Annotated in this window: 10 protein-coding genes; 7 read left to right on the forward strand and 3 right to left on the reverse strand. The window is 60.1% G+C overall.

Annotation, left to right across the window (positions count from 1 at the left end):
* Positions 1-362: 362 nt before the first annotated feature.
* From NQ491_RS09330 to NQ491_RS09340, 3 genes are all read left to right on the forward strand, one after another.
* The gene (locus tag NQ491_RS09330; protein WP_019245842.1) at positions 363-686 is read left to right on the forward strand and encodes a hypothetical protein; all 324 of its coding nucleotides are present in this window, start codon (positions 363-365) and stop codon (positions 684-686) included.
* Positions 687-896: 210 nt separating this feature from the next.
* The gene (locus NQ491_RS09335) at positions 897-1,448 is read left to right on the forward strand and encodes a DUF4251 domain-containing protein (protein ID WP_019245841.1); all 552 of its coding nucleotides are present in this window, start codon (positions 897-899) and stop codon (positions 1,446-1,448) included.
* 9 nt (positions 1,449-1,457) lie between these two features.
* The gene (locus tag NQ491_RS09340) at positions 1,458-2,075 is read left to right on the forward strand and encodes a DUF4251 domain-containing protein (protein ID WP_019245840.1); all 618 of its coding nucleotides are present in this window, start codon (positions 1,458-1,460) and stop codon (positions 2,073-2,075) included.
* Positions 2,076-2,417: 342 nt separating this feature from the next.
* Here NQ491_RS09340 and NQ491_RS09345 read toward each other — a convergent pair whose 3' ends face one another.
* Positions 2,418-3,743 carry an acetyl-CoA hydrolase/transferase family protein gene (locus NQ491_RS09345; RefSeq protein WP_019245839.1) on the reverse strand — a complete coding sequence of 442 codons (1,326 nt, stop codon included), beginning with the start codon at positions 3,741-3,743 and terminating at the stop codon, positions 2,418-2,420.
* A 132-nt stretch (positions 3,744-3,875) separates the two neighbouring features.
* On the opposite strand from NQ491_RS09345, the gene NQ491_RS09350 reads away from it, so the two are divergent.
* The 3 genes from NQ491_RS09350 (at position 3,876) to NQ491_RS09360 (ending at position 8,417) form a co-directional block, all read left to right on the forward strand.
* Positions 3,876-5,426: a glycosyltransferase family protein gene (locus NQ491_RS09350; RefSeq protein ID WP_019245838.1), complete on the forward strand. Its 1,551-nt coding sequence runs from the start codon at positions 3,876-3,878 to the stop codon at positions 5,424-5,426.
* A gap of 94 nt (positions 5,427-5,520) precedes the next feature.
* The gene (locus tag NQ491_RS09355) at positions 5,521-7,371 is read left to right on the forward strand and encodes a 2-oxoacid:acceptor oxidoreductase subunit alpha (protein ID WP_019245837.1); all 1,851 of its coding nucleotides are present in this window, start codon (positions 5,521-5,523) and stop codon (positions 7,369-7,371) included.
* A gap of 2 nt (positions 7,372-7,373) precedes the next feature.
* The gene (locus tag NQ491_RS09360) at positions 7,374-8,417 is read left to right on the forward strand and encodes a 2-oxoacid:ferredoxin oxidoreductase subunit beta (RefSeq protein ID WP_019245836.1); all 1,044 of its coding nucleotides are present in this window, start codon (positions 7,374-7,376) and stop codon (positions 8,415-8,417) included.
* Positions 8,418-8,677: 260 nt separating this feature from the next.
* On the opposite strand, the gene NQ491_RS09365 is transcribed toward NQ491_RS09360, so the two are convergent.
* Complete coding sequence (locus tag NQ491_RS09365) at positions 8,678-10,174, reverse strand: lipopolysaccharide biosynthesis protein (RefSeq protein ID WP_019245835.1); 1,497 nt, start codon at positions 10,172-10,174, stop codon at positions 8,678-8,680.
* Between the two features lie 440 nt (positions 10,175-10,614).
* Positions 10,615-12,399 carry an arginine--tRNA ligase gene (gene argS / locus NQ491_RS09370; protein WP_019245833.1) on the reverse strand — a complete coding sequence of 595 codons (1,785 nt, stop codon included), beginning with the start codon at positions 12,397-12,399 and terminating at the stop codon, positions 10,615-10,617.
* Between the two features lie 301 nt (positions 12,400-12,700).
* Between argS and dusB the strand changes: the two genes are divergently transcribed.
* A complete protein-coding gene (gene dusB, locus NQ491_RS09375; protein WP_019245832.1) occupies positions 12,701-13,723 on the forward strand; it encodes a tRNA dihydrouridine synthase DusB in 1,023 nt (340 codons plus the stop codon).
* The last annotated feature ends 411 nt before the right edge of the window (positions 13,724-14,134 follow it).

Raw genomic sequence — 14,134 nt, forward strand, 5'->3', positions numbered from 1 at the left:
ATCTTTTACGAAGCCGCTGATCACCCGAAATTGAATGATGTAAGAAAGCTGTTGTTCCGGCTACGCTGTTGCTTGCCTTCGTGTCCGCGAATGCCCAAAGCGAAGACGATATTTTCATTATGGACGGATCAGGGCGAGATAATAGCCGATCCGAGATTCGTCGAGCCGTTTCTGTGGAGGGAAGATCTCGGGTTTGACACCGTTCGGGTCGAGAGCCGGACGATTTCGTTGCCCGGCTTTCGGAAACCGTTTGCTATCCGGTCGTATACGCTGGAAGGTTTCGAGAACGAGCCCGGCTGCTTTTGTGTCGTCGATATCGAGTGCGACGGCCGACTGCTGTTGAGGATGAAGGAACTGGATGCGTGGGACCGATTCCCGGAAAGGTTCAGAACGGATGGCGACTGTTTCAGAATGGTGTCTGGACGAGCGGACCTACGCTTCTGCTGCTTGCGGGCTATCCCTATCCGGGCGAGGCGCAATTGCTGACGATCGTCGTTCTGCAGGAAGGACGGGCGACACTCGCGTATAACGGGCATGGCGAGATCGACGAGCTGTGGAACCGGCCGTTACGGATGCGGCTGATTACGGACTATCTGGAGGCTATCTGGGAGGAGGACGATTCTTTGCCGGTGTATGCGAAGATATGGTTCGGCAACGGACGGCTCGGTTCGGACCGTATCCGCTGATGCCCGGCGGGCTCTCGGACAGAGACGGGGACGACGCGGACTGCCGGTTTTGAGGAAGCGGCAGCGGTTTTATATTCCAAACGGGTTAATTTGCTTGTTTTCGATGTTTTAGGCAGGGAATTTGTTTGAGTGCGCCGTATCGGCCGCGTGCCGTCGAGACGACGGGTACGGACCGATGTCAGCAAAAGTCACTTAAACCATTTTAATGCCATGAAACATCTGTATTTGATTCTGGTCGCCACGATGATAGCGTTGTCGGCCGCGGCCCAAGCACCCGAAGACGAGTCGACGATGACTCGCGAACAGAGAGAACAGCACCACGAGCAGCGTGTCGAAGAGCGCGCCGTGCGTCATCAGAACGAGCTGAAGTATATGGACTCGGTCGTGCTGAGCCGCAACTACAAGTTCGTTCCGAACAGCTTCCAGCAGGAGCCGGCCGGCAACATGCACCAGATTTACAGCGTACTCTATTTCCTGTCGATGCGCGGCGACTACATGGACATCGATATGCCCTATATCGTCGGCGAGGTTCCGCCTTATCATCTGACCATCATGAACTACATCACCTTCGACATTCAGAAGTATACGGCCGTGCAGGACGAGGACGGGTGGACCGTTTCGTTCATGTCGAATCTCTACTCGACCAATACCTACACGTTTACGTTCAAGATTTACTCGATCACGCGGGAGGCCGTGCTGACGCTCGCCTCGCAAATGTACCCGACGGTGACCTATAACGGTACGGTGCAGGCGATTTATTAGGCCGTTGTTATGAAAGGAATACGGGTTTGGCTTTCCGCCGCCGTGCTGTCGATCGCTTGTCCGACTTTGTCCCTGTCTGCCGGGCAGGGCGACGGCCCGGGCGTGCCGGACCGTCGCCAGCGCGTAGCCCGAGAAAGAGAGGTCCGGCAGCAGCGGTTCTCGGCGCGGATCGACTCGCTGGTCTCGTCGGGCGAGTTCCAGTTCCTGCCCGTCAGCATGATGTGGAGTCCGCGGATGCAGTCGCAGATCATCGACGGCTACTACTATTATGTCGGGATTTTCAAAGAGCAATTGCAGGTGCACATGCCGGTCGTTGTCGGACGGGCGCTGACGTACAACGCGATCGCCAATTTCGATACCGACAGCCTGTCCGGTTACCGGAATGAAAAAAACGATACCGGGTGGAAGGTCTCGTTCTCGGCCGAGGACGAAACGGGGATGACCTATGCGTTCGTTTTTACGATTTATCGGGTGACGGGCCGTGCCGTGCTGGATATGATATCCGACAGCAATCTGATTCAGTATACCGGTACGATCGTCGCGAACGATGCGATGCCCCGGTCTGCCGATCCGGCGCCGCCGATGAAAAGAGGGGCCTCCGGCCGTCTGACGCCGGAGAACGACTGATCTGATGCAAGCGACGGGCGCTCCGAAAGCGCCCGTCGCTTGTCATGGGATAAGGGCGGCTTCCCGTCGGTTCCGAGTGCGAGCATACCTGCGGCACGGCACGGGGCGTCGCCCTGCGTAGCTCGGGGACGGCGGTAGCGAAGGTCTGAGACGGCATAACCGTCCGCGCGGCGGCGAACGCTCGCAGACTGCCCGGAAAGGGCCGGACCGAAAGGTTTGCCGGTACTGCGGAATGCCTTGTCGAGAATGTTCGCGTCGCGACCGGTCGTGCACGGCAGAAAAAAACCACATGCGGTCCGGAGCCTTCCGGACCGCATGTGGCTTTTTGTTTGGGCGTCGTATTTATTTTTTTACGGAAGTCGTCGCCTTGATGTAGTGGTGATGCTCGCCGTAACGCTCGAAAGCCGCGCGGTCGAGCGTCTCTTGGTGGTCGGGGTGAGCGACGCTGATGATCAGCCGCGCGCGCTCCTGAAGCGAGCGTCCGTACAGGTTCACGGCTCCGTACTCGGTAACGAACCAGTGGACGTGCGAGCGCGTCGTGACGACGCCGGCTCCGAGCGTCAGCTCGGGCGCGATCTTGCTGATGCCCTTGTTCGTGGTCGAGGGCATGGCGAGGATCGCCTTGCCGCCTTCGGAACGCGAGGCTCCGTAAATGAAGTCGATCTGTCCGCCGACGCCCGAGTAGAACTTCGTACCGAGCGAGTCGGCGCAGATCTGGCCCGTCAGGTCGACCTGAAGGGCCGAGTTGATCGCCGTCACTTTCGGGTTCTTGGCGATTACGAACGGGTCGTTCGTATAGCCGACATCCATCATGGCGACGCCGGGGTTGTTGTCGATGAAGTCGTATACTTTCTGCGAGCCCATCAGGAACGTGGAGACCATTTTCCCTTTGTCGATCGCCTTGTTCCGCCCGTTGATCACTCCGCTTTCGACCAGCGGGAGCACGCCGTCGGCGAACATCTCGGTATGGATGCCGAGATTCTTGTGGCCGCCGAGCTGAGCGAGCACGGCGTTCGGAATCGCGCCGATACCCATTTGCAGGCAGGCCCCGTCTTCGATCAGCGCGGCGCAGTGTTTGCCGATCGCCGTCTCGACTTCGTTGGGCTCCGAGAAATGAGCTTCCTCGAGCGGCGTGTCGTCTTGCACGAACAGGTCGATGTCGTCGACGTGAATGAACGCGTCGCCGAACGAGCGGGGAACATGTTTGTTGATCACGGCGATCACCGTTTGCGCGCATTCGACGGCGGCCAGCGTCGCGTCGACCGACGTGCCGAGCGATACATAGCCGTGCGCGTCGGGCGGCGAAACCTGAATCATCGCGACGTTGCACGGAAGCACGCCGCTGCGGTAGAGCTTCTGCGTCTCGCTCAGGAAGACGGGAATGTAGTCGGCATAGCCCGACTGCGTCACCTTACGCACGTTCCCGCCGACGAAAAACGAGTCGAGCTGGAAAATCCCTTCGAACTCGGGAGCGGCATAGGGAGCCGGGCCCTCGGTGTGCAGATGGTGTATGTGAACGTGCTGCAACTCGCGGTTGCGGCCCCGCTCGCACATGGCCTTGATCAGGCATTGCGGAGCGCTGGCCACGCTGCTCAGATGGACGTGGTCATGGCTTTTGATTGCCCGGACGGCCTCCTCGGCCGTGATGAAATGGATCGGTTTGGTCATTGCGTTTAAACGGTTAGTTCGATTTGAAGTCTTAAAACATACAAATTTAAGCAATAAAAAGATAATAAAAAACGGATAGGCGCGGCCGAAATCACTATCTTTGCCCACAGAAAATCCGATCGATACCTTCCGATGCGTCGTCTGGGCAGATTTTTCAGCGGAGAGCTTACGGCGGGCCGCCTCGTTTTCTGGGGCGGGCTCGTCACGCTGCTGTATGCCGTGCTGAGCACGGGCGTCTATCATCCCGACGAACATTTCCAGATTCTCGAATACGCCCATATGAAGCTCTTCGGCAAGCCCGCTCCCGAACAGCTGCCGTGGGAGTACGGCCTGAAAATGAGGCCGGGATTCCAACCCATGATCGCTTATGCCGTCGGCAAGCTGCTGCTATTTGCCGACGTCTATTCGCCTCATCTGCTCGCTTTGCTGCTCCGGCTTTTCAGCGGTGCGCTTTCGATGTGGGCCGTCTGGTCGTTCGGACGGGCGGCCGTTCGCCGGGGATGGCTCGGACCGTCCGGGCGGAACTGGTTTCTCGGGCTGAGCTTCGGGTTGTGGATGCTGGTCTATCTGCATGTGCGGTTCAGTTCCGAGATTCTCGCGGGGAACCTGCTGATGCTGTTCGTTTCGTTTTATCTGCTTTCCGACCGTGACCGGGGAGTGTTCCGTCGGGGGCTCGTTCTGGGCCTGCTGGCCGGCGGGGCTTTCGTCGCGCGCTATCAGATCGGATTCGCGCTGCTGGGCTTCGGTCTGTGGATGCTGGCGTTCGACCGGCGCTGGCGGATGATCGCGGGCATGCTGCTTTCGTTCTCGCTGATGATCGGCGCAGGGGTGCTGTGCGACCGCTGGCTCTACGGAGAGTGGACGTGCACTCCGCTGAACTATCTGACCGAGAATATGCTGCATGGCCATATCGATACGTTCGGAATCGATCCGTGGTACTATTATCTCTATGCGATTCCGCTCGAAGGAGGGATCGTGTTCGGGGGCGTCGTGCTCGCGGCCGCCGCATGGTTCTTCGTCCGCTATCCCCGCCATATGCTGACATGGACGTTGCTGCTTTTTCTGGCTGCGCACCAGGCGATCGGTCACAAGGAGGTCCGTTTCCTGTTTCCTGCCCTGCTGTTCGCGCCTTTTTTCATCGTGCGGCTGGCCGAGAACCTCCCTCCGGATTTCCTGCGCCGTTGTGCGGTCAGGGCGGTCGGCGTCGTACTGGCGGTCGTCAACGGTATGATCATGATCGCGGCGCTGGCCGTTCCCGGAACCAACATATGCTTTTTCGACCGGGTGGAACGATTGGCCGAGAGCGGACGGCCGCTCGCCTTGGTGCATCTCAGGAACCAGAATACGTACTACTGTTATAACGAGGCGATTCTCGATTCGGTGCCCCGTCTGGTCATGTCGTATTATTGGATGCCGGCCGATGCGGCGTACCGTACGTTCGACTCGGCCGAGGAGCTCGGCCGGGGAGTCCGCGAACTGAGTTCCTCTATGGACGTTTATCTGCTGAGCGAGGACCCGGAGCCGGAAGTACCGGGATGTACGTTGCAGCGGGTCGCATGGAGCCCTTTCCCGAAATGGGTGACGACCCATTTCAACTTCAACGACTGGGCCGGGCGCAGCATTCGTACCAGGAATATTTTCCGAATCTCTCCCGATTCCCGTGCCGTCGCACGGCAGGAATAGATGCCGTTTCGACTAATAAATTTTAACATAAAATCGATTTTCAGGTTAAAATTTATTATTTTTGGCAACGGCTAACAACAATTGCTTTTCCACGATGGAGGGAGAAAACCATATTTCCGAACGCGATGACGTCGTCATCCGTTTTTCGGGCGACTCGGGCGACGGAATGCAGATGACCGGCAAGCTGTTTACCGATACGGCAGCTCTGATGGGCAACGGCATTTCGACCTTTCCCGACTTTCCGGCCGAGATACGCGCGCCGCAGGGGACCGTTTCCGGAGTCTCGGGATTTCAGGTGCATATAGGCGATCATCCGGTCTCTACCCCGGGCGACTATTGCGACGTACTGGTCGCGATGAATCCGGCCGCCCTGAGGGCCAACGCCCGCTGGCTGAAGCCCGGGGCGACGATCATCTGCGACGGCGACACGTTCAACGACCGCAGCGTCGAGCGGGCAGGTTTCCGGACGTTCGATCCGGTGACGGAGATGAACCTGCAGGACTATAATGTCGTCTTTCCGCACATGACGAGCATGACGCGCGAGGCCGTGGCGACGGTCGGTCTGGACCCCAAGGCCGCGTCCAAATGCAAGAATATGTTCGCGCTGGGCATCTGCTTTTGTATCTACAATCGTCCGCTGGACCATGCCGTCGATTTCATTCGCCGCAAGTTCGCGAAAAAGCCGGCCGTCGCCGAGGCGAACGTGCTGGCGCTCAAGGGCGGATATAATTATGCGTCCAACACGCACGCGTTTGCCAATACCTATGTGGTAAGGCCGGCGCCGTTGCCGGCCGGGCTCTATCGCAGCATCAGCGGCAATCAGGCGACGGCTTGGGGGTTGATGGCCGCTTCCGAGAAAAGCGGCCGGCCGCTTTTTTGCGGCTCGTATCCGATCACGCCGGCTACGGCTATTCTCGAGGAATTGGCCAAGCGGAAGGATCTGAACGTCAAGACGCTTCAGGCCGAGGACGAGATATCGGGCATCTGCACGGCCATCGGAGCCGCATATGCCGGCAATTTCGCCGTGACGACGACTTCCGGACCGGGCCTGTCGCTCAAATCGGAGGCGATCGGGCTGGCCGTGATGACCGAGCTGCCTCTGGTGATCGTCGACGTGCAGCGCGGAGGTCCTTCGACGGGTTTGCCGACCAAACCCGAGCAGGCCGATCTGAATCAGGCGCTGTGGGGCCGCAACGGCGAGTGCCCGCTGGTGGTCATGGCTGCGAGCACGCCTTCGAATTGTTTTCACTATGCTTTCTGGGCCGGCAAGATCGCCATGGAGCACATGACGCCCGTGCTGCTGCTTTCCGACGGCTTTATCGCCAACGGCTCGGAGCCGTGGCGGATTCCGTCGATGAAAGAATACCCGAAAATCACGCCTCCGATCGTTACCCGGGCTCCGGAGGGAGGTTTTCAGCCTTATGCGCGCGACGAGAAGCGGCTGGCCCGGATGTGGGCGCTGCCCGGGACCAAGGGCGTCGAGCACCGGGTGGGCGGCTTGGAAAAGGATTCGCTGAGCGGGGCCGTGTCGCACGATCCGGAGAATCACGAGCGCATGGTCGGCCTGCGTGCGGCCAAGGTGGCCCGCGTGCAGGATTTCATCCCCAAACAGGAGGTCGTGGGAGGGCGCCGGGGCGAGCTGCTGGTCGTCGGGTGGGGCGGCACGTACGGCCATCTGCTGACGGCCGTGCGCGAGCTACAGCGCCGGGGCGAGCAGGTATCGCTTTGCCACTTCAACTTCATTCATCCGCTGCCCCGGGGCGTGCGCGAGATTTTCTCGCGTTTCCGGCGGATCGTCGTCTGCGAGCTGAACTCGGGGCAGTTCGCCGGCTATCTGCGACAGCAGTTTCAGGAATTCGAGTTCCTTCAGTACAATAAGATACAGGGGCTGCCCTTCACTGTGACGGAGCTCGGGGACGAGTTCGCGCGTCTGTTAAAATCGTAGCCATGAACAACGAAAAGAACGATAAGTACAAATACTCGCCGGCCGACTTCAAGAGCGATCAGGAGGTCAAGTGGTGTCCCGGATGCGGCAATCATGCGATCCTGACGTCGGTCGTCAGGGCGCTTCCCCAAGTGGCCGAGGCGCTGCATTACAAGCACGAACGGTTTACCTTCGTGTCGGGCATCGGCTGTTCGTCCCGCTTCCCGTACTATATGAACACGTTCGGCTTTCACGGGATTCATGGCCGGGCACCGGCTATCGCTACCGGCGTCAAGGTGGCCAATCCGAAGCTGTCGGTATGGCAGGTGACCGGCGACGGCGACGCGCTGGCGATCGGAGGGAATCATTTCATCCATGCCGTGCGGCGCAATATCGACATCAATATCCTGCTGTTCAACAACGAGATCTACGGACTGACCAAAGGGCAGTACTCGCCGACCTCGAAGCTGGGCAAGGTGACGAAGACCTCGCCGTTCGGGACGATCGAGCACCCGTTCAATCCGGGCGAGCTCGTGCTCGGCGCGCGGGGCACGTTCTTCGCGCGCACGATCGACGTCGAGCTGAACCTGACTCAGGAGTGTCTGGTGGCCGCCGCGAAGCACGACGGGACCTCGGTCGTGGAGATATTGCAGAACTGCGTTATCTTCAACGATAAGACGCATGCCGATTTCGCGCTGAACAAGGAGGTGCGCGAGGAGAACACGATCACGCTGCGTCACGGCGAGCGGATGATCTTCGGACGCAACCGCGACAAAGGACTCGTACAGATCGGCATGAAGCTGATGGTGGTCCGCATAGGCGAGGGCGGCGTGACGGAAGAGGATATTCTGATTCACAATGCGCACGAGCCGAACCCCGGCGTGCACATGATGCTCGTGAATATGCGCTATCCGAACTATCCGGTCGCGCTGGGCGTGATCCGCGACGTGCCCGATCATACGTACGACGACAATATCGTCGATCAGTTGGAGGAGATCCGGGCGAAATCGAACATCCATTGCGTCGACGACCTGCTTCGCAGCGGGGAGACGTGGGAAATACGATAGAGGGCGTTTGGGCAGGCCGGGCCGGAGACGAGATTGCGGCCCGGGCCTGTGCCGGACGTGCGGTTCGTGAAAAGTCATGCCGCTTCCGGGTTGCGGCCGTTCTCCATGCGCCGTTGGGTTTCGGTGCGGTTGCGGGCCTGTACGTGCTCTTTACTACTGGTCGGTTGATACCGGAGTCGGGGCTATGCGGAAAGCGGAGAGAGGAAGCTTGTTGCGAGCGGGATCGGCGAGGGCAGATCTGGCGTAGCCGTCCCGGCTCGTCAGGCTCGTCGACCGAGGCGGATGCCCAACCGGGAGAGGGTGCGGTCGATCGTGCGATTGATTTCGGGCGACAATTTCAACGAATAGATCGCTCCGCCGTACAGCGCGGCGACCAGCGCGCTGCGGATCAGACCGTCTGCGATGAAGTGCCCCATCGGCGGAACGAGGGCCGACGCGCCGATACATCCGGCCGCCAGCGCGACGACGAGCAGATCGGAGAGCGCGAACGGCTGGATGCGGTAGAATTTCCAGACCGATGCGATCCGGATCGCGTTGTAGGCCAGCACGGTGATCATCGTGGCAAGCGCCGCGCCTGTCATGCCCCAGCGCGGGATCAGCAGCGCGTTCGACGCGACCGTCAGCGCGACGAGCATCAGCGAGAACGTGAAGTCGTAGCGGTATTTCTTCGACGTGACGAGGATCGTGCCGTTGAGGCCCGAGTACATGTCCATCACGCGGGCGAGGCCCAGAAACAGAAAGACGTAGCGCCCGTCCGAGTAGCTGCCCGGCATCAGTGAGAAGATATTGTCGAGGTTGACCCAAATCAGCAGGAACAGAAAGCTGCCGACGATCAGATTGACGAGCGACATCTCGCGCGAGATGCGGCGCATGCCTTCCATGTCGCGCTCTTTCCACAGGTTCGTGACGACCGGCGTGGCGACCTTGATCATCGAGCGGTAGGGCGTCAGCATGGCGGCCACCATGTAGGCCATCGTCGAGTAGACGGCCTGCTGGGCGAGTCCCCGCATGCCGGCCAGCATCGACTGGTCGATAACCGGCACGATGTACATCGACGTGCCTCCGAGGTACTGCCAGAGACCGTAAACTGCGGCGACAGACAGCAGCCTGCGCGTGCGTCCCGTCCATACGGGACGCAAGTCGATCCGGCGGGTCCAGAGCGTGTAGACGAGCAGTACGAGCGTCGGCACGAAATAGATCAGCACGTATCCGACGATGAACTGCTCGAAGTCGATCGCCCCGAGCGCGTAGAGCGAAATTTCGGCCGTGACGAGCAGCCGCAGCGCGACTTCGTAGACGAACGACGAGACGACGGTCTTGTAGAGGGCCTGCAACCAGGCCGTGAAGAAATTGAAAAAGAGCGTCGTGAAGCCCAGCGGAATCAGCAGCAGATAGTATTTCGACAGCAGCGGCGACTTTTGGGCGTAGTACTCCGTGACCGGCTCGCGGAAGATCAGAAAGAGCGTCGTGAACAGCACGAAACCGAGGCTGACGCCCAAGGCCGTCCAGAAGAAAAAGCCGTTATGCCGTCTGTCGGGCGTGCGGAAAAACGGGAAGAACTTGACGATCGTCGAGTTGATTCCCATAGCCGAAAACTGGGCGTACATCACCGCCATGCTGACCAGAATATTGGCCAGCCCGACCTGCTCCTCGCTCAGAAAGTTCGGAAACAGCAGAATTTTGTTGACGTACCCGACGACGATACCCAAATAGGAGAGAATCGTGATCGTGATGCTGTTGCGCTTGACGATGCCCACTTGCTGGCGTTTTATGGTTTCAACTCGCTTGCGGCCGGTTTCGCGGAACGGGCTGCCGACGGAGATTCGGCTCTCTTCTGCGGTATTACGGTGTTTTCTGCCGTTTCACGCGGTCGCTGCCGATGCATCTTAGCGGCGGTCGTTTCCATGCCGTTTCGCTTTTGGCGGTGTCTGCCCGCTTTGCACGGAAACATACCTGCTTGCGGAAACGGGGCAGGATTCCCTCCGTCCGGTTTCCTTGCGGCATGGGCCGGATTCCGGGACTCCGGACAAGACGAACCCGCCCGTTTCTGCGACGGAACTCGTATCCGAAGGGGACTTTCCGTAACCGGCTCCGAATCCGGAGCGAAATCCTGCGGCCGCCGGTCGAGGGCTGCGGTTACTTTAAGGGAAATACGGGAGGCGGAGTCTGCGGAAGGCCGCCGTGCCGTCCCCGTCGCTTACATCCTTTCCGGTACGTTGATCCCGAGCAGGCCCGCTCCCGAGGCGATGACTTCGGCTACCGTCTGCGACAGCCTCAGACGCACGGCCTGCACGGTCGGATCGCTCTCGCGCAGGATCGGAATGTCATGGTAGTAGCCGTTGTACTGCTTGGAGAGCTCGTACAGATAGTTCGCGATGACGGCGGGCGAGAAGTTCTCGGCAGCCTGAATTACCGTTGCGGGATAGTCGGCCAGCGCCTTGACGAGCGAAATCTCGTCGGGCGACAGGACGATGCCGTCATGCAACCGTTCGGCCGGGGCGATCCCGCGTTCGGCCGCCTTGCGCAATACCGAGCGGATCCGGGCATACGTATACTGGATGAACGGGCCCGTGTTGCCGTTGAAGTCGATCGATTCGCGCGGGTCGAACAGCATCGTCTTGCGCGGATCGACCTTCAGAATGAAATACTTCAGCGCCCCGAGACCCACCGTCCGCGAAATGAGGGCCGTCTCCTGCTCGCTCATGTCGTCGAACTTGCCCAGTTCCTGCGACATCTCGCGGGCCGTGCGGACCATTTCGTCGATCAGGTCGTCGGCGTCGACGACCGTTCCCTCGCGCGACTTCATTTTGCCCTCGGGCAGCTCGACCATGCCGTACGACAGGTGGGTGATGTGGTCGGCCCACGCGTAGCCCAGCTTGCCGAGGATCAGCTTGAGTACCTGAAAGTGGTAGTTCTGCTCGTTGCCCACGACGTAGATCATCTCGTCGAGTTTCTCCTCGCGGAAGCGGGTCAGCGCGGTGCCCAGGTCCTGCGTCATGTAGACCGATGTGCCGTCACCGCGCAGCAGCAGTTTCTCGTCGAGCCCGTCGGAAGTCAGATCGCACCATACCGATCCGTCGTCGCGGCGGTAGAACACGCCTTTGGCGAGGCCCTCCTCGACGATCGATTTGCCGAGCAGATAGGTCTGCGACTCGTAGTATACCTTATCGAATCCGACGCCCATCGCCTCGTAAGTCTTGTCGAAGCCTTCGTAAACCCAGCCGTTCATCGTCTCCCAAAGCGAGTACACCTCCGGGTCCTTGGCTTCCCACCGGCGGAGCATCTGCTGCGCCTCGCGCATGATCGGCGCCTCGCGCTTGGCCTCCTCCTCGCTCATGCCGGCGGCCGTGAGCTCTTTCACCTCGGCCTTGTAGGCCTTGTCGAAAGCGACGTAGTAATCGCCTACTAGGTGATCGCCCTTCTTGCCCGACGAGGCGGGCGTCTCGCCCCGGCCGAACTTCTGCCATGCGAGCATCGACTTGCAGATGTGAATACCCCGGTCGTTCACGAGGTTGACCTTGATGACGCGGTAGCCGGCCGCTTCGAGTATCAGCGACACGGAGTAGCCGAGCAGGTTGTTGCGCACGTGCCCCAAATGCAGCGGCTTGTTCGTGTTCGGCGAGGAGTACTCGACCATGACCGTGCGACCGTTGGCCGCACGGCGGCCGTAGCCGGGCGTGCCGAGGATTTCGTTCAGCCGTTCGGCCCAGAAGCGGGGCGAGAGCGAAATGTTCAGGAAGCCTTTGACCACGTTGTAGCCGCTGATTTCCGGTACCGCGCCGACCAAAGCGCTGCCGATCTCCTCGGCCGTAGCCTCGGGACTCTTGCGGCTGAGCTTGAGCAGCGGGAAGACGACGAGGGTCATGTCGCCCTCGAACTCCTTGCGGGTCTTCTGTATCTGGACCGGGGCGCCGCCGGTGTCGCCGTAAAGCGACTCGATGCAGCGGGAAACGTGCTGTTGGAGGAATTGCTCGATGTTCATGGCTGTCTTACGGGGATATGTTCTGTATCTGGTTTGCTCTATTCGGAGCAAATGTAAGCAATATATTTTACATTTTCAGCGCGAAGTCCCGTCGTGGAGGGCGTCTGCAGACCCTGCCGGCGGCGAGAGGGAGCTGCTTGTCCGCAAGTACCGTGAGGACGGTTCCCCGGTACGGGCGATCTTGTCCGGAATCTGTCCGCGTCGGAAAGTCTTCGCGAATACCGTTCGGGTACGGACCGAGAAGCGTATCGTTCCGTGCCGGGATGCGGCGGGAACGAATCTTTTTCGTACTTTTGCGCCGATGAAGATTGCCGGAATCGATTTGGGCGACAAGCCTCTGTTTCTCGCGCCGATGGAAGACGTGACCGATCCGTCGTTCCGTTACGTGTGCAAGATGTTCGGGGCCGATATGGTCTACACGGAGTTCATTTCGTGCGACGGGCTGATCCGTGATGCGGCCAAGACGGTGGCCAAGCTCCGTCTGTACGATTACGAGCGGCCGGTCGGCATTCAGCTTTACGGCCATCAGATCGAACCGATGGTCGAGGCGGCCCGTGTGGCCGAGGCGGCCGGACCCGACCTGATCGACATCAATTTCGGCTGCCCGGTACGCAAGATCGCCGGGCGCGGCGCCGGCAGCGGCATGATGCGCGACGTGCCGAAAATGGTCGAGATGACGCGCCGCATCGTCGAGGCGGTCCGTCTGCCCGTGACGGTCAAGACGCGGCTGGGGTGGGACGAGGATTCTAGGAATATCGTCGAGATCGCCGAGAGGCTGCAGGATGCGGGGATCGCCGCGCTGACGATTCACGGGCGCACGCGCGCCCAAATGTATCGGGGCGAGGCCGACTGGACGCTGATCGGCGAGGTGAAGCGCAATCCGCGCATGAGGATTCCGATCGTCGGCAACGGCGATATCGACTCGGGGGAGAAAGCGGCCGAGGCGTTCGAGCGATACGGCGTGGACGGCGTGATGATCGGTCGGGCGACGTATGGCCGTCCATGGATATTCCGGGAGATCAGGCAGTTTCTGTCGACCGGCGTGCCGATGAAGCAGCCTTCGGTGCGCGAGCGGGTCGAGTTGGCGAAGCTGCATCTGGCCAAATCGCTCGAATTCAAGGGCGAAAAGGTGGGCGTGCTGGAGATGAGACGGCATCTGTCGTGCTATTTCAAAGGATTGCCCGATTTCAAGGCGACCCGGCTGAAGCTGGTCACGCTGACCGATCCGGAGCAGATCGTCGCCACGCTCGACGAGATCGCCCGCGTGTGGGGCGACTACGACGCTTCGGAGATTGTTCCCAAGCCTTTGTCGCACGAAGTGTGATCGTCCCGTTTTCGGCCGGACTCTCCGTAGAATGGCCGAAGGACCGGAAATGTCCGACGCAGACGTTGCGGAAGGGGTTTTCGGTACCGGCTGCTGTCGGAAGTTAGAGACGTCCCCCGTTGTCGCACGGATCGCGGTGAGAAAAGCGCCGTTGGAGAATAGGGGCATTCCGGCGCTCCGTTCCGCATCTTTGCCGGATGCCGTGCCGGGTCGTTTCCAATATGCCGGCAGTTTTTCAGTCAGTCGTCGATTCGTCCCTCGGTTGTTTGGGAGGGATTCGGTGCTGCGGAGCGCAGCCGATAGGGGCCGGCATGGGGATAATATCCGGAGTGCCGTGTCCGTTTCGCGGTCTTCTGACGAGGCGGCCGTCTCGTTCCGGATGAGCATGTCGAAGGTGCGCGTTCGGTATGG

The sequence above is a fragment of the Alistipes ihumii AP11 genome, assembly GCF_025144665.1.
Classification (GTDB): domain Bacteria; phylum Bacteroidota; class Bacteroidia; order Bacteroidales; family Rikenellaceae; genus Alistipes_A; species Alistipes_A ihumii.

Excerpts from the sequence above, each read along its gene's own strand:
- NQ491_RS09335 (WP_019245841.1), top strand. The coding sequence starts at position 897 with ATGAAACATCTGTATTTGATTCTGGTCGCCACGATGATAGCGTTGTCG.
- NQ491_RS09340 (WP_019245840.1), top strand. The coding sequence starts at position 1,458 with ATGAAAGGAATACGGGTTTGGCTTTCCGCCGCCGTGCTGTCGATCGCT.
- NQ491_RS09345 (WP_019245839.1), bottom strand. The coding sequence starts at position 3,743 with ATGACCAAACCGATCCATTTCATCACGGCCGAGGAGGCCGTCCGGGCA.
- NQ491_RS09350 (WP_019245838.1), top strand. The coding sequence starts at position 3,876 with ATGCGTCGTCTGGGCAGATTTTTCAGCGGAGAGCTTACGGCGGGCCGC.
- NQ491_RS09355 (WP_019245837.1), top strand. The coding sequence starts at position 5,521 with ATGGAGGGAGAAAACCATATTTCCGAACGCGATGACGTCGTCATCCGT.
- NQ491_RS09360 (WP_019245836.1), top strand. The coding sequence starts at position 7,374 with ATGAACAACGAAAAGAACGATAAGTACAAATACTCGCCGGCCGACTTC.
- argS (WP_019245833.1), bottom strand. The coding sequence starts at position 12,399 with ATGAACATCGAGCAATTCCTCCAACAGCACGTTTCCCGCTGCATCGAG.
- dusB (WP_019245832.1), top strand. The coding sequence starts at position 12,701 with ATGAAGATTGCCGGAATCGATTTGGGCGACAAGCCTCTGTTTCTCGCG.